Below are 15,912 nucleotides of genomic sequence, written 5' to 3'. Positions count from 1 at the left end.
CCCAAGATTTATTCAGAATACTTCCTAAGTTCCAACTTTGCCACGGTTTGTTTGTGCACTTCATCAGGTCCATCTGCAATTCTCGTAATTCTAGCCTGTGAGTACATTTTTGCTAATGGGAACACATCACTTACACCACCAGCGCCATGTACTTGAATGGCACGATCAATGACTCTAGCGGCCATCTTAGGTGCAGCAACTTTAATCATCGCAATTTCAGCCCGTGCTGCTTTATTTCCAACTGTATCCATCATGTAGGCCGCATTGAGCGTTAATAATCGAGCTTGATTGATATCAATTCGGGACTCTGCAATCCAGTCACGGATTACACCTTGTTCAGATATTGGTTTACCAAAAGCCACCCGGTTTTTTGCCCGTTTAATCATTAATTCTAATGCCCGTTCAGCAGCACCAATTAATCGCATACAATGATGAATCCTTCCAGGTCCTAACCTTGCCTGGGCAATGGCAAATCCCTTACCTTCTCCCCATAAAATATTGGCGGCAGGAATACGGACATTATCAAAAATAACCTCAGAATGACCATATGGGGCATCATCGTAGCCAAAAACTGTTAATTTTCGAACAATATTAACACCTTCAGTGTCTTTGGGTACTAGAATCATAGATTGCTGCTCAAATGTGGGGGCAGTTGGATCTGTTTTCCCCATGACAATCAAAATTTTACATTTGGATGACTCAATTCCCGATTGCCACCATTTCCGTCCATTTATGACGTAATAGTCCCCTTCTCTTTTTATACTGGTTTGTATATTGGCGGCATCGGAGGAAGCCACATCTGGCTCTGTCATACTGAATGTAGATTTTATTTCTCCCTCTAATAAAGGTTTTAACCATTTCTCTTTTTGTTCCTCTGTTCCGAATCGATCTAGGATTTCCATATTCCCTGTATCCGGTGCCGCACAGTTAAATACTTCAGGAGCCATTCCTGACCGGCCCATAATTTCACATAACGGGGCGTACTCTAAATTTGTAAGACCTGCACCATTTTTACTTTCGGGTAAAAACAAATTCCATAACCCTGCCTTTTTTGCCTTTTCTTTCAGTTCTCTCATAATGGGAGGTTCATCCCACCGGTTTTGGTTTAACTGTTCCTCGTATAAAGCTTCGTTTGGATAAATGTATTGGTCCATAAATTGAATCAGGTCAGTTTCTAACCTCTTTGCTTTCTCTGATTTTTCAAACATACTTTTCTCAGTTCCTTCTAATTTAGATTTATAGATCAAAATGATTTATTTCCGGTAACCACCATCAACGGGAATAATAGCACCAGTCGTATAGCTTGACGCGTCAGAAGCAAGGTATAAAGCAGTTCCAATGATTTCTTCCGGTCTGCCTGGCCGCCTTAGCGAGGTCTGGCTCTCAAATCTTTTCATAACAGCCTCCATATCCCATGCTTTTGCAATATCAGTTAAAAATGCTCCAGGCATGATACAATTGACTCGTACTTTTGGACCATAAGTGTCGGCTAAGCCTAATGTAAGCGAATTCAATCCTGCCTTCGCTGCTGCATATGGTACTTCATCAACAGTCGGACTAACTGCGGTTATACTGCTAATGTTGATAATGGAACCGCCTTCACCTTCAGCCATGCGTTTACCGATTAATGCAGAAAGACGAAACGGTCCTTTCAAATTTAGTGAGAGGACGCTGTCCCACATGGCCTCACTAACATCCACTAAGGAATCATATAGAGGTGATTTACCGGCATTATTGACCAAAATATCAATTTTTCCGAATTGTTTATAAACAGCATCAACAAGATGATCAATTTGCTCCCAACGCCCGACATGACAGGGTATTGGCAGTGCTCGTCTGCCAAGTGCTTCAATTTCAGCTGCTACTTTTTCACATGCTTCCAGCTTCCTGCTGACGACAACAATGTCTGCTCCCGCCTTTGCAAACGCCAGTGCCATTTCTCTTCCTAATCCACGGCTGCCGCCAGTAATTAACGCCGTTTTTCCCGAAAGCGAAAATCCTTCATCTAAGAATTTCATGAACTTTGCCCCCATTTTGTTATGAACCCGTAGGATTAAACGATTCAATACTACACATATTGATTATTTTAGTAGTTGTTCAAGAGGTAAAACAATTTCTTCGTTATGCTCACCCAGTCCCACACCGGGGTGCTTATAGTCAGGTTTAAAGACCGAAGTCTTAATAGGGCAAGCGATTTGTTTTTGATAGCCCCCATTTGTCCTCGGAACTTTAACGATCATTCCGCGGTTGACAATTTGCGGGTGAAGACAGGCCTCGGCAAAGGTAAGGACTGGTTCTACGCAAGCTTCAATTTCAGCAAATACCTTTTGCCACTGTGCAAATGTTTTTGAAAGAAAAGCGTTCTTTACTTCATTTTTAAAAGCATGTATATCCTCTTCTTTCTCACTAAAGCTAAGTTCAATCAAGTCTGCACGTCCTATCCCCTTACATAAAAGTTTACGGAATTGCGGCTCCAGACTTCCGACAGAAAAATAGCGGCCATCCTTTGTTTCATAATAGTCATAGAAGTTCCCGCCATTTAAAAACGTCCCTTCGAGCTCTGGTGTAATATCTCCCATTAAGTAACCTGCTGCAACCGTTGCGTTCAGGGCAAAACTACAATCGGTCATACTGATATCAATCCATTGTCCTTCACCTGTACGATTTCGATAGATGACCGCGGACAAAATCCCAATAACTCCATGTAAAGAGCCGCCGGCTACATCCGCGATTTGAATTCCCGAAGGAGCAGGTCCTCCTTTTTTACGTCCTGAATAACTTGCTACCCCAGCAATAGACAAATAGTTATTATCATGTCCTGGGCGGTGACGATAGGGCCCAGTTTGTCCAAAACCTGTTATCGAGCAGTAAATTAATTTGGGGTTTACTTCTTTTAATGCTTCATACCCTAATCCCAACCGTTCCATGACACCTGGACGAAATTGTTCTAATACGATGTCATATTCTGCAACTAATTTTTTTACGATTTCAATGGCTTCTGCATTTTTTAAATCTAGGGTAATCGACTTTTTTGAGCGATTGATATAACCGTGATTGACAGATTCTTTTCCATCACGAGGATAACCGTCTCTAAGCATATCAGGCCTTGAAGCTGATTCAACACGTAAAACATCAGCACCAAGATCGGCTAACATCAATGTTGCATAGGGACCAGGAAGTAAGGTAGAAAAATCCAAAATTTTTAACCCTTTTAATAACGTCATAAGTCACACTCCCATTAAAAAATTGTATTCTACTACATTACCAGAATAAATTTCGCATAAATATTGAAGTATGAACCTAAGATGAAATGGTGAGGAAATCTTGGAGGGCAACATGGCAGATTTATACACTAATTTCTGGTGACACACCCTTAAATATTATAAAAATATTATTGAATAAGATTTTTCAATTAATTCATAATATTTTCTTTATTTTAACTTTTGTTAAATGTACAGTAAAATACATAATAGTTATGCATCCTTAATTATCAGTTAAGTTTGGTAGGGAATCCGGTGTATATTGAATAATTTATAATATAAAGATATAGGTATGGTTAGTTCGTTTAGTTGAAAGAGAGAATACCCTATAATAAATAATGCACCCTCCATGGTTTAGTTTATCAAACCAAAAGGGTGCAGTTGTGTAAGATTATTTATTTGGCCGAGTAAATATACGACCTCGTGTTTTTCCTTGTGCAAACTGATCTAATACTTCGTCTAATTTGTCAAATGAAACTTCAGTGAGCTCCGGCTTGTAGACTCCTTCGGTAATCAACTCGTAAACTCTTTTAAGATCTTCTTGAGTCCCTCCTGACGAACCTACTAATTGAATTTTTTTAGTAACGAGTAAATTGGTATTGATTGTAGATTCAATTTTTCCGAGACCAACTTGTACAATGCGACCGTATTTAGCAACGGCTTTGATTGCCTCGGCTGTTGTTGTGCCGAATCCGGCAAAATCGATAATGACGGATGGTTTCAAAGAGCTTAGTTCTGAGACATCTTTAAAACAACCTGCAGCCCCATTTTTGAAGGCATCCTCAAATAGGTCTTCATTAATATCTACTCCATATACCTTAGCCCCAGCGAACGAAGCTGTACGCAGTCCGTTCATCCCCAGACCACCAAGACCTATTATGCCTACAACGCTACCTGCCTTCACTTCCCCAGCTGTCATAACTGCACTATAGGCGGTAGTAATAGCATCGGTAGCAACTGCACCCATCTCGAATGATACATTGTCTGGCAGCGCAATAAGCCGGGATGCACGAACCAACATTTTCTCTGCATAACCTCCGTTAACGTGAATACCAGGTGCGCTTCCGCCACGAGGGCCGTTTGCAGTCCCAGCACCTAATCCTACATCATCCTCATCGTGTCCTTCTCTTAATGAAACACCCACTCGGTCACCGACCATAAAACCAGAGACGCCCTCACCGATTTCTGTAATAGTACCTGCTACTTCATGACCAAGGACTATGGGTCTATGGTCAAGCGCAGCAGTAATTGTCCCATCAACAATTCCAACATCCGAATGGCACATACCTGCAGCTTCTACATTGATGACAACCCAGCCGGATTTGGCTTTAGGATTAGGCAGTTCAACAAGCTTCATTTTTTCTCCAACGTTTTCAAACAACCATGCTTTCAAGTTCTTCGTCCCCTTTATCTTCATCCATTAAAATACTAATTTGGATATAATCGCGTTATCCCCTGACAAGTATAATATAGAAATGAATTTAAGAATATATTAATACTTACTAAGATAGATATTAAGTAAAATTAAAGGGGTAGTCGTTACTCTATCTAGGTTCACTAAAAAAGCAACAGCCCGCCACTTGAATTTCAGGCGAGCTGTTAGTTAGAAGTTAAATTATGATTTATACTGTTTAAAGTTCCAGGTTTTTAGCAATAATGGTTTTCATGATTTCATTCGTTCCTGCGTAAATGGTCGATACAGGGACATCACGATACCTTCTAGAAATCTCGTATTCTTCCATGTATCCGTAGCCACCATGTAATTGCATACATTCCCCCGCTACTTTTTTCGCTAATTCCGTTGACCACATTTTGGCCATCGATACCTCTGTCACGATGTTTTCCCGGTCCATATGTTTACGAATCAGCGTATCAATAAAAGTTCTGCCAATCGTAATCTCCGTTGCCAAATCCGCAATCTTGAATTGGGTATTTTGAAATTGCGAAATGGGTTTACCGAAAGCTTTTCTTTGCTTTACATATTCTAGCGTTAAATCAAGCATAACTTCACAAGTAACGATGCCCTCTAATGCTACTACCAGCCTTTCCTGCTGTAGCTTTTGCATCAAATAATAAAAACCTTTCCCTTCCTCCCCAAGCAAATTACTTACCGGAACACGAGCATCGGCAAAAATGAGTTCTGATGTATCATTAACATGTTGTCCCAGTTTCTTTAGCTTTTTGCCCCGAGTAAATCCTGGTGTCTTATCAGCCTCTACCACGATTAAACTAATCCCTTTATGAGCCGGAGTAGCCTTCGGATCGGTTTTAACTGCTAGGATAATTAAATCAGCGGAATAGCCATTTGTGATAAAAGTTTTTTCTCCATTGACAATATAATAGTCACCATCTCGAACAGCTGTAGTTCGGATGTTTGCTAAATCTGATCCAGCACCAGGTTCTGTCATGGCAATGGCTAAAATTTGATCACCACTTAAACATCCCGGATACCACCTTTGTTTTTGTTCTTCATTCGCAAAGGATTCTAGATAAGGCATGACGATGTCACTATGCAAGCTAATCCCAAAACCTCCTGCCATTTTGGTTAATTCTTCCGCTATCACAACAGAATACCCAAAATCTGCATTGAATCCACCATATTTTTCATCAAGCTGAGGACACAAATAACCGTTTTCACCCAATTTATTCCAAAAAGAACGTGGTGTCATTTTTTCCTCTTCCCACTTTTCAATGAAAGGCTGTGCTTCTTTTGCTAAGAACTTTTTAAATCCTTGACGGAATATCTCATGTTCTTGTGTTAAATATAGATGATTCATTTGATATTACCTCCATTCGTTCAAAGAGTCTCCTTTATAAATGGAGACTCTAACAGATAAAATTTATTTATAAGTAAAGAGTGGTGATAAATGAAAAGTATATTTGGTTCAAAATCTGATGCTTTACTAAATCTGGCTCCAAATTTTGATGGGATCTTATATTAATGACCTGGAAACTGCGCACGTCTCTTTTCTAAAAATGCTTGTACGCCCTCTTTTACATCCTCAGTAAGAAAAAGCTCTTGGAACAATTCCGCCTCCCGTTCGAGCGCTTTGTTCAATGGCAATTCCACACCTTCATCCACTGCTTTTTTAATATTCCTTACAGCTGTAGGTGCGTTTTGGCTGATTTTTTTGGCTAATTGAAGACCAGCATGGATTCCTTCGCCTTTTGGTACTACTCGATTGACTAAACCGATTCGTAGAGCTTCTTCCGCGGTGATATGTTCCCCTGTAAACATTAACTCTTTTGCTTTCGCCTCACCAATAAGTCGTGGCAATCGCTGTGTACCACCTCCGCCAGGTAACAACCCAAGCGTACATTCAGGTACCCCTAATAATGCCTGCTCTTCTGCAATACGGATATCACAGATTAAGGCAAGTTCGCATCCTCCTCCAAGGGCATAACCGTTTATTACGGCAATCGTTGGTTTTGGAGAGAAATCAATGCTATTAAAGATTTCATGTGTCTTTAAAAAACTTGGGATTAAATTCGGATTTCCGATTTTTTCTGGGAAGCCCTTAATATCTCCTCCAGCCATAAATGCTTTTTCTCCAGCACCGGTTATAAGTATGGCTAAGACGTCATTATCACTGTTTAACTTTGAGAAGGTTGCACCTAATTCTTGAATGACGGCTGTACTTAAGGTATTCATTGGCGGGTTGTCTATAGTGACAATTGCTATTCTCTCTTGTATTTCAATTTTTATTAGTTCCATCTCTTTTCACCTCAGAAATAATTAAACTTTTATTCTATTATTTCGGCTGCATACGAATTGCACCGTCTATACGAATGACCTCTCCGTTTAACATCGGGTTTTCAATAATCGTTTGGACAAGGTGAGCGTATTCACTTGGACGGCCTAAACGTTGAGGGAATGGAACCATCGCACCAAGTGAATTTAATAATTCTTCTGGAGCACCATCCAAGATAGGAGTTTTAAATATTCCCGGTGCAATGGTACAGACCCGGATTCCATAGCTAGCCAGATCGCGGGCAATCGGTAACGTCATTCCCACGACTCCGCCTTTTGTTGCACTATAGGCTGCTTGTCCAATTTGTCCTTCAAATGCAGCAACGGAAGCCGTATTGACAATTACTCCTCTTTCCCCACTTTCATTTGGTTCGTTTTCTGCCATCCTTTCAGCCGCCAAACGAATGACATTAAATGTACCCACTAAGTTTACATTAATAACTTTTTTGAATTTCTCAAGTGAATGAGGACCGTTTTTTCCATATGTTTTTTCACCAAGTCCGATACCAGCACAATTAATGGCTGCCGTGATTTTACCAAATTTCTCAACACCTTGATCTAGAGCCGATTGAACCTCTGATTCTTCGGCTACGTTTGTTTTTACATATAGCACGTTTTCAGATCCAAGCTCTTCAACTAAATTGGCCGCTCTATCATCGTTTAGGTCAATAATAAGAGCCTTACCACCGTTTGTAACTGTATTTCTAACTGTTGCTTCTCCAAGACCAGAAGCTCCTCCTGTAACCACTACTACACCATTTTTCAATTCCATTTCCAACACTCCTTAATGTATATATAATAGAAGGAAAAAATTATAGTCTCTCGATTATCGTTGCATTCGCTTGTCCATGGCCTTCACAAATTGACATTAAGCCATATCTGCCACCTGATCTTTCAAGCTCATGGAGCAACGTCGTCATAATACGTACGCCCGTACAGGCAATTGGATGACCGAGAGCAATTGCACCACCGTTAACATTCAACTTATTCATATCTGCCCCCAGCTCTTGTGCCCAAACCAGCGGAACGGGAGCAAACGCTTCATTCACTTCATATAGATCCATATCTTCCATTGTGAGTCCTGATTTATCCAAAGCTTTTCTAGTTGCTTCAATAGGACCTGTTAACATCAATGTTGGATCGGAACCAATAACACTCCGTGCAATAATACGAGCTCTTGGTTTTAATCCTAGCTCCTCTGCTTTTTCGCGGGACATGATTAATATTGCTGCTGCACCATCGCTGATTTGACTTGAATTTCCCGCATGAATTTTACCGCCTTCTTGGAAAACAGGTTTTAAACTCGCTAATTTTTCTATACTCGTGTTTTCTCTAGGACCTTCATCAGCGGAAATAATAGTGGTTGTACCATCTGGAAGGGTTACTCCGATTGGGGTGATTTCTCGCTCAAATCGTCCCTCCTTTTGTGCTTTAATAGCTCTTCGGTGACTTTCTAAGGAAAATTCATCTAATTGAGTTCGGCTAAGACCCCATTTATCTGAAACTCGTTCTGCCGAAACTCCTTGGTGGAGAACTTCATATTTTTTAAAATACTCTTCACTATGATCTGCAATAGCTAGTGGCATTGCATAGGACATGATTTCAACTCCACCTGCAATGACAACGTCCATATCACCACTTAGTATGGCCTGGGCGGCAAAATGGATGGCTTGCTGTCCTGATCCACATTGTCTTTCCACCACAACTCCAGGTACTTCAATTGGAAAATCTGCAATTAACGCAGCAACCCTGGCAAGGTCAAACCCTTGTTTTCCAACCTGTGAGCAGACACCAAAAATGACATCTTCAACAAGACTTGGAGAAACCCCTGATTTTTTTATTAGCTCTTTTAATGTATGAGCCGCTAACTCCTGTGGATGAACATAGCTTAAGGATCCTCTATGTTTCCCTATCGGTGTTCTTACTGCTTCAACAATAACTACTTCACGCACGGTTATACACCTTCCTACATAATTTAGTTTTAAAATTCAAATAATTTAGAAAAGTAACAATTTACTTTATTTTAATTTGTCTTATCATTAATGTAAAATACATAATAATTAACTATTGTTAACTATTAGTTAATTATAGAAAGCATCCTGCTCCCTCGAGGACAAATTAAGTAGGAGGAGGAACTTGCGGAACAATCCGGTGATGATTGTGCCCGAAATTAAGTAGGAGGAGGAACTTGCGGAACAATCCGGTAATGATTGTGCCCGAAATTAAGTAGGAGGAGGAACTTGCGGAACAATCCGGTAATGATTGTGCCCGAAATTAAGTAGGAGGAGGAACTTGCGGAACAATCCGGTAATGATTGTGCCCGAAATTAGGTGGGAGAAGGAACTTGGGGTACAATCCGGTAATGATTGTGCCCGAAATTAGGTGGGAGAAGGAACTTGGGGTACAATCCGGTAATGATTGTGCCCGAAATTAAGTGGAAGGAGGAACTTGCGGAACAATCAGGTGATGACAAATAGCTCATTACTATGATTTTCATCGAAAAATATGATTGACAAAGCTTTGCGAAGCATTTTATACTCAATTTGTTAACCAATACATATTTTAAGTTAACAAAAAACTTTTGGAGGAATATGATGCTTCGATCACGCAATGAACTAAAAATGTGGATTTTAAGTGCTTTATTTGCTGCCATTATCGGCATCTTGGCTCAAGTAACAATCCCATTACCACTAGTTCCAATTACCGGACAGACACTTGCAGTTGGTTTGGCAGCAACAATTTTAGGTTCTAGATATGGTACTCTTTCTGTTATTTTATATGCCTTGATTGGCGCTATTGGCATTCCTGTTTTTAGTGGAATGTCTGGTGGATTCGGGGTGATTGTTGGTCCTACTGGCGGTTATATTATTGGTTTCATTCCTGCTGCATTTTTAACAGGCTATATTTTAGAAAAAACAAGCTTCACAGTTGTAAAAGGTTTAATCGCCAATACAGTCGGGATGCTTATTACCTTATCCATTGGGACCTTATGGCTAAAATTTGCGGCTGATATGACTTGGATGGCTGCAGTTGCTTCAGGTTTTTTACCATTTATTATCGTTGGCTTAATTAAAGCCTTTTTAGCATCATGGATAGGAATTACAGTCTATAAAAGACTTGTATCAGCAAAGCTTTTATCTTCTCCTCATCAAATATCTAGTTAAATAGCGCAGCGATCTATTATCTTAGTTTAGATTAAATAAAATGAGCGACTCTCGAATGAGAGTCGCTCTATTATTATCTGTATCCTAGTAAATATATATATCCCCGTCCCTATACAAGTTAAGACTTATCAACCTCGGAATTTGATTCAATTATATTTACTAGTTCTTCAATGATATCGTTTAGCTTCATCATGCTTGTATCTTTTCTAAGAATACTTGAAGTCTTATGAAGCAAAATTTCTTCTTGCTCACTCATAAAAATGCCTCCATTCTCGATATTATTTCTTAACTCATATATGTAAACTACATATACAAAACACATTTTAACAATATATGTAATTTACATATATTTATTACTCCCTGAAATTCTTACTATTAATTACATTCTAACCTTAACTAATAATCTTGTAAAATTGATGAAAGTCAATTATTGTTTACTATCAGTTAATTTCAAATGGTAATCCTATTTAAACTTAAAAGGAATATTTACGACAAATACTAACCATTCTTTGTTTTTCGATAATAGAATTGCTCATAATTGCTCACTTAAAGGGAGGATCCATCACATTTCAAAAGAAAGTGACGATGAAAACTGTTCATCGAAAAACAGGTACCAAAGAAAGTATGTGGAATTATACATTTACAAGGTAATAATCTTGTAACTAATCGGAAAGGTTGTGAGTTTATGAGACTTCTGGATGTGCAGCCTAAGAAAAACTTTAGCTACATCTTCGTTCAATTTCCAGGAATGAAAATGAATGTCCCTATGCTCTCTAACAATGAGGGAAGGGTGGTGAATGAAGATGTTGCTTTATGTGTCCAATTAAACACAAAAGAGAAAGTTAATAATTTATACCTTGTAACCACACAAAGTATTAAACCATTTGACTTCTCTGATGAAGAAATTGGTGCGAAGGCATTTTTTCGAGTCATTAAGAAAAAAGAAATCTCAAAAGACTTACTCACGAATGAATCCGGTGATATTATCACGCATATAACGGATGAAGTCACTGTTGTGCAAAGGGAAACAGCAGCAGGTTATGAATTCGTCTTAGTTTTAAATAAACGTGAAATTGGAATCGTTGCCTCGATTGAAGAGGAAGTGTTACAAAGACTTGAAGCAGCATTACCTCTTCATGAGGAGTCCAAAGAATGTGCCACTGTTAAAGCAGGCAAGAAGAAAAATATGATTGTCTTCGAATGGAGGGCCAATAAGAGGAGACTCTTTGGAGGCCATGTCTTTCAAGATACTGAAGTTATCGGACCAATCCGAATGTTTTTGGAGGGCGTTAAGAGAAAAGTTATGGTATTCTCCCCTGCCGCATTAGACTTTATCGGTCCAGGTGATCGTAACCAACCCATTTTTACTATGAGGGGAGGTTAAAAGCTCTTATTCAAAAAGGAATAGACAATTTCATATTAATATACAAATCGAAACAAAAGGATTATGAGGATAATCCTTCTCGATAATATAGATAATAAAAAAATAAAAGGAAAGGAAAAAACTCATTATATCCAACTTCTTTTTAAGGAGAATGAAGTTTATATAAACATATACAATGGACTTAACCACCGGGGTTAAGTCTTTATTATTGATCTATTAAGTCCTATTATCCCACCCTATGTCTTACATTCTTTAAGCCGGAATAGAAATAAAAAACGTAGTCCCTTTCCCTTTTTCACTCTGTACTTCAATCTTTCCATTGATTTTATTGATGGTACTATAAACCATCAACATGCCAAGACCTGTTCCTTCGCTTTTGGTAGAGTAATAGGGTCTGCCTAATTGAAATACTTCTTCCTTCGACATGCCTACCCCAGTATCTTTGATTTTAATCGTGATGTCATTCTTATGTTCCGTTACATTGATAGTAAGGACCCCGCCATTTTCTATCATGGATTCAATCCCGTTTTTATATAAATTCATTAAGCATTGTTGCATTTGATTTTTATCATAGTAAATATTTATTGAATTAGAAAACATATATTGGATTTCAACCCGGTGCATATTGGCAAATGGGGTAATTATGTTTTTTACATATTCTGTTTCCTCTTTGAGATTAGAATAAATCATGTTTTCACTTTGAGGCTTAGAAAAAGCTAGAAAGTCGCTTACAATTCTTTCAGCGCGTTTTAATTCTACTAATGAATAATCAATATACTTTTTCTCTTCCTGTGTAATGTTCTGAGAATTAATTAGAAGCTGCAGGAACCCTTTTGTAACTGTAAGTGGATTTCTAATTTCATGTGCCACACTAGCTGATAATTCACTGATAATATTAAATCTTTCCGACTGTTGAGTTGATTCACGTTTCATAATATTAGCATGTATTTGCTCTATTAAAATCATGATGATGAACATGACCACAGCATAAGTAGTTATAGCATTGATGGTTAATGTCCAGAATTCTCTATTCAAAACTGGCATTAATGTACCCAATATAGTCAGATACAGGAGCATAGTCAGAATAGAGACCATTACGGCACTCCAGATTCGTTTCTTTGTACTTTGATTCATAAACCATTTATGTAAGAGCGGTACTATTATAAAAATAACAGAAGCAAAAATAAATGAATGAATCGTTCCTTCACCACCAACTAAAAACCGATACGCATTTAAGATAATAAAGAGTGGGATTGTAAACTTATATCCTCCAAAAAGAGCAATAATTAAAAAAGGAATATAGCGTAAATCAAATATAAAGCCAATTTCTAATTTTATAGGAAATGCCATACATAAAACCATGGAAATTGATGAAAGGAGTGTTAATATGTATCGATTAAATGTATGGAATCTACTTTCAAAAAATAGTAGAAAAGTTAAAACCGGGAATAAGAGAAAAAGGAAATTTAAGAGCAATGATTCTATCAAGGTGTAACTCCTTTCGTTAGAGTTGTAAACAAAAGATTACATAACAAAACAATATTTTACTACAATATTGGGAATTTATACATATCTGTTTTTCTATATTTCCCGCTTAAAAATATGTAATCATAATAAAGTCATTCTTGGAAAAAATAATAATTGTTTAGAAAATTTTTCTCGAAAGGGGAATTTTAACATGCCTGACCAGAATCACAACCAACTAATTCCACTTAGCGAGAATGTTGAGGAAAACATTAATAGACTTGAAATCGAACTCGGAAATTGCGACGATTTATTAATCAGAAGACTCAAAGTTTCCTCTAAAGTTATAGCGATTTTACATATTGAAGGCATCGTTGATGAACAAAGTATTAATGAAAATGTAATCAGCCCGATTATACAACTTCATAAAGAAACATCGACTTTGAAAACAGCAAAAGACATAACAGACAAAATGGTTCAAATTATTTCTGTACCCTCAATCCAGTATATATTAGACTGGTCAAAGCTTTTAGAAAACATTTTGGCTGGCAATACAGTTATTTTGATTGAGGATTCATCAATAGCACTCATTCTAGGTACTAAAAAAATTCAATCCCGGTCGATTACAGAACCAACCACCCAGACCGTTATTAAAGGTCCAAAGGATAGCTTTACTGAGAATCTTAGCACAAACATCTCTTTAGTACGGTCTAGAATCCAAAATGCGAAATTAAGGCTTAAATCAACAAAAGTAGGAAATGTAACGAAAACAGATATCGGGATTATGTACATAGAAGGTATTGCAGATCACAGGATTGTCATGGAAGCTTTATCTCGGATAAATAAGATTAAGATAGATAGCATTCTTGAAGCCAATTATATAGAAGAAGCGGTACGAGACAACAGAAAGACACTCTTCCCTCTTATGCAAAGTTCCGAAAGACCTGACGTAGTTGCCGCGAATTTATTAGAAGGGAAAATAGCGATAATTATTCAAGGAACACCATTTGTCTTACTATTACCGGTATTTCTAATTCAGTTCTTTCAATCTCCGGAAGATTATTATGAGAATAATGTTTTCAGCTCTTTTTTAAGATTAATTCGAATTGGCTCGTTTCTTTTGAATATGTATGCATCTGCCGTTTATTTAGCTTTAATCACGCATCATCAGGGATTAATCCCTACTACATTAATGGTCACGTTAATGGCTCAAAGAGAAAGAGTTCCATTCCCTGCTATTATTGAATTATTACTTATGGAGCTTGCCTTTGAAGTATTAAGAGAGGCTGGCGTACGGATGCCTAGAGCAATTGGTCCAGCCGTTTCCATTGTTGGAGCTCTCATTTTAGGTCAAGCAGCAGTAGAAGCTGGGTTTGTTTCTGCTGCAATTGTCATTATTGTTGCTACATCAGCTATAAATAGCTTTACACTTCCAAATACAAATATTGTCAATACCGCCAGAGGCTTACGCTTTCTGTTAATTTTATGTTCTGCTTTTATTGGATTTTATGGCATATTATTATCTACTCTCTTTATATTAGTACATCTGTGTAGTTTACGGTCTTTCGGTGTGCCTTATTTTACGCCTTTTGCACCATTCAAATTGGCTGGTCAAAAAGATAGCTTAATACGGTTTCCAATTACTTCTTTAAGCATGAAGCATTCAGAGATTGAAAATGAAAATAAAATAAAATGAATACCACCAGGAGACAAAAATGAGAAAACTCAGTACTTTGCTCTTCATAATCATGTTAATCCCCGGATGTTCTAATTACAGAGAGTTAAATCAATTAGGCCTGGTAATTGCCATGGGAATAGATATTTCTCAGAATATTGATAATGGATATCGGGTTACATTCCAAGTCATTAACCCAAGTCAATTATCTCCCATTGGGTCCCCTACCGGGATACCCGTTTCTAACTATACAGCTGAATCTGAGACTTTAGTAGATGCCTATCGAAGAGCATCTATGATTATTCCCAGGGATAATGACGTTACACACCTTTCATTGGTCGTAATTAGTGAAGAATTGGCACGAAGAGGAACCAATTTGGTATTTGATGCATTTGAACGAGGGAAACAAGCAAAATCTACCTTCCCTGTTTTTATTGCAAGAGGAACTTCAGCAGAAAATGTACTCGGAGTGGTTGAACCTCTTGAATCCAATCCAACAAAAAGTGTTCGAAGTACAAGTGAGAACAATCAAAAATTTTATGGTATTGCAAAAACTATGTACCTGCATGAAGTGATAACGACAATATCAAGTGAAGGAAAAGATCTGCTATTACCAGGTATTAAACTAAATAAAAAACTAACTTCCAAAAACCAATCAGACAATTTAAATAATATAAAGCCTTCGGTTATTGAAGTTAGCGGCTTAGCTCTATTTAAGAAAGATAAATTAGCAGGCTGGTATGATGGAGAAATGGCCCGCAATGCTCATTTAATATTATCAGAAATAGAGACTACATCATTTCCTATACCCTGTGAAAACAAGTATATGACACTTGTCGGTAAACGAAGTAAAGGCTCAATTAAAACCCTTTTAAACCCTGCTCCCACATTAAAAGTCAACTTGGATTTAAACACTGAAATTTCCGAAATAAATTGTAATAAAGATTTAACCAAAACAAAGGTGTTAGCAGATATAGAAAAGGATTTAGAAAAAGAATTAAAAAGGAAAGTACAAGAAACCATTCAGATTTCACAGGATACTGGAGCAGATGTGTTTGGCTTTGGAACCAACCTATCTAAAGATAATCCGGGATATTGGAAAAAACACAAAAAAGAGTGGAACACCATTTTCAAGAAGGCAAAAGTGGAGGTTAACGTAAATGCTTCAATAAATGATTCTGGCCTGGTAACAGATCCCTATGAACCTAAATAAA

The 15,912-nt window shown here is 37.8% G+C and carries 14 protein-coding genes; 4 read left to right on the top strand and 10 right to left on the bottom strand.

Going from position 1 to position 15,912, the window contains the following annotated elements; translation table 11 throughout:
- Positions 1-8: 8 nt before the first annotated feature.
- From SFC47_RS03770 to SFC47_RS03735, 8 genes are all read right to left on the bottom strand, one after another.
- Entirely contained in the window at positions 9-1,208 is a 1,200-nt protein-coding gene (locus tag SFC47_RS03770; RefSeq protein WP_411253616.1) for an acyl-CoA dehydrogenase family protein, read from the bottom strand.
- Between the two features lie 45 nt (positions 1,209-1,253).
- Complete coding sequence (locus tag SFC47_RS03765; protein ID WP_411252905.1) at positions 1,254-2,018, bottom strand: SDR family NAD(P)-dependent oxidoreductase; 765 nt, start codon at positions 2,016-2,018, stop codon at positions 1,254-1,256.
- Between the two features lie 63 nt (positions 2,019-2,081).
- On the bottom strand, positions 2,082-3,224 hold the full coding sequence (locus tag SFC47_RS03760) for a CaiB/BaiF CoA transferase family protein (protein WP_411252904.1): 1,143 nt from the start codon (positions 3,222-3,224) through the stop codon (positions 2,082-2,084).
- A 427-nt stretch (positions 3,225-3,651) separates the two neighbouring features.
- Positions 3,652-4,653: a zinc-binding dehydrogenase gene (locus SFC47_RS03755; protein WP_411252903.1), complete on the bottom strand. Its 1,002-nt coding sequence runs from the start codon at positions 4,651-4,653 to the stop codon at positions 3,652-3,654.
- 238 nt (positions 4,654-4,891) lie between these two features.
- The gene (locus SFC47_RS03750) at positions 4,892-6,037 is read right to left on the bottom strand and encodes an acyl-CoA dehydrogenase family protein (protein ID WP_411252902.1); all 1,146 of its coding nucleotides are present in this window, start codon (positions 6,035-6,037) and stop codon (positions 4,892-4,894) included.
- 161 nt (positions 6,038-6,198) lie between these two features.
- Positions 6,199-6,975 carry an enoyl-CoA hydratase/isomerase family protein gene (locus SFC47_RS03745; protein WP_411252901.1) on the bottom strand — a complete coding sequence of 259 codons (777 nt, stop codon included), beginning with the start codon at positions 6,973-6,975 and terminating at the stop codon, positions 6,199-6,201.
- A 37-nt stretch (positions 6,976-7,012) separates the two neighbouring features.
- Complete coding sequence (locus tag SFC47_RS03740; RefSeq protein WP_411252900.1) at positions 7,013-7,783, bottom strand: 3-hydroxyacyl-CoA dehydrogenase; 771 nt, start codon at positions 7,781-7,783, stop codon at positions 7,013-7,015.
- Positions 7,784-7,823: 40 nt separating this feature from the next.
- The gene (locus tag SFC47_RS03735; protein ID WP_411252899.1) at positions 7,824-8,963 is read right to left on the bottom strand and encodes a thiolase family protein; all 1,140 of its coding nucleotides are present in this window, start codon (positions 8,961-8,963) and stop codon (positions 7,824-7,826) included.
- 642 nt (positions 8,964-9,605) lie between these two features.
- Between SFC47_RS03735 and SFC47_RS03730 the strand changes: the two genes are divergently transcribed.
- Complete coding sequence (locus SFC47_RS03730; RefSeq protein WP_411253615.1) at positions 9,606-10,175, top strand: biotin transporter BioY; 570 nt, start codon at positions 9,606-9,608, stop codon at positions 10,173-10,175.
- A gap of 118 nt (positions 10,176-10,293) precedes the next feature.
- Here the strand turns inward: SFC47_RS03730 and SFC47_RS03725 are convergent, their stop codons facing one another.
- Positions 10,294-10,431: a hypothetical protein gene (locus tag SFC47_RS03725; protein WP_411252898.1), complete on the bottom strand. Its 138-nt coding sequence runs from the start codon at positions 10,429-10,431 to the stop codon at positions 10,294-10,296.
- A gap of 429 nt (positions 10,432-10,860) precedes the next feature.
- Between SFC47_RS03725 and SFC47_RS03720 the strand changes: the two genes are divergently transcribed.
- The gene (locus SFC47_RS03720) at positions 10,861-11,559 is read left to right on the top strand and encodes a hypothetical protein (protein WP_411252897.1); all 699 of its coding nucleotides are present in this window, start codon (positions 10,861-10,863) and stop codon (positions 11,557-11,559) included.
- Positions 11,560-11,811: 252 nt separating this feature from the next.
- Here the strand turns inward: SFC47_RS03720 and SFC47_RS03715 are convergent, their stop codons facing one another.
- Positions 11,812-13,035, bottom strand: a complete 1,224-nt coding sequence (locus SFC47_RS03715) for an ATP-binding protein (RefSeq protein WP_411253614.1) — start codon at positions 13,033-13,035, stop codon at positions 11,812-11,814.
- A gap of 202 nt (positions 13,036-13,237) precedes the next feature.
- On the opposite strand from SFC47_RS03715, the gene SFC47_RS03710 reads away from it, so the two are divergent.
- Together SFC47_RS03710 and SFC47_RS03705 are read left to right on the top strand one after the other, a co-directional pair.
- Positions 13,238-14,719: a spore germination protein gene (locus tag SFC47_RS03710; protein WP_411252896.1), complete on the top strand. Its 1,482-nt coding sequence runs from the start codon at positions 13,238-13,240 to the stop codon at positions 14,717-14,719.
- A 19-nt stretch (positions 14,720-14,738) separates the two neighbouring features.
- On the top strand, positions 14,739-15,911 hold the full coding sequence (locus SFC47_RS03705; protein WP_411252895.1) for a Ger(x)C family spore germination protein: 1,173 nt from the start codon (positions 14,739-14,741) through the stop codon (positions 15,909-15,911).
- The last annotated feature ends 1 nt before the right edge of the window (position 15,912 follow it).

The sequence above is a fragment of the Neobacillus niacini genome (assembly GCF_046591715.1).
In the GTDB taxonomy this organism is placed as follows: Bacteria; Bacillota; Bacilli; order Bacillales; family Cytobacillaceae; genus Neobacillus; species Neobacillus niacini_L.
Note: the sequence above shows the minus strand (reverse complement) of the source record. Positions and strands in the feature narration are given on the sequence as shown.

Coding starts and splice junctions, on each gene's coding strand:
- SFC47_RS03725 (WP_411252898.1), bottom strand. CDS start 10,431: ATGAGTGAGCAAGAAGAAATTTTGCTTCATAAGACTTCAAGTATTCTT.
- SFC47_RS03710 (WP_411252896.1), top strand. CDS start 13,238: ATGCCTGACCAGAATCACAACCAACTAATTCCACTTAGCGAGAATGTT.
- SFC47_RS03765 (WP_411252905.1), bottom strand. CDS start 2,018: ATGAAATTCTTAGATGAAGGATTTTCGCTTTCGGGAAAAACGGCGTTA.
- SFC47_RS03745 (WP_411252901.1), bottom strand. CDS start 6,975: ATGGAACTAATAAAAATTGAAATACAAGAGAGAATAGCAATTGTCACT.
- SFC47_RS03740 (WP_411252900.1), bottom strand. CDS start 7,783: ATGGAATTGAAAAATGGTGTAGTAGTGGTTACAGGAGGAGCTTCTGGT.
- SFC47_RS03730 (WP_411253615.1), top strand. CDS start 9,606: ATGCTTCGATCACGCAATGAACTAAAAATGTGGATTTTAAGTGCTTTA.
- SFC47_RS03720 (WP_411252897.1), top strand. CDS start 10,861: ATGAGACTTCTGGATGTGCAGCCTAAGAAAAACTTTAGCTACATCTTC.
- SFC47_RS03750 (WP_411252902.1), bottom strand. CDS start 6,037: ATGAATCATCTATATTTAACACAAGAACATGAGATATTCCGTCAAGGA.
- SFC47_RS03760 (WP_411252904.1), bottom strand. CDS start 3,224: ATGACGTTATTAAAAGGGTTAAAAATTTTGGATTTTTCTACCTTACTT.
- SFC47_RS03770 (WP_411253616.1), bottom strand. CDS start 1,208: ATGTTTGAAAAATCAGAGAAAGCAAAGAGGTTAGAAACTGACCTGATT.
- SFC47_RS03705 (WP_411252895.1), top strand. CDS start 14,739: ATGAGAAAACTCAGTACTTTGCTCTTCATAATCATGTTAATCCCCGGA.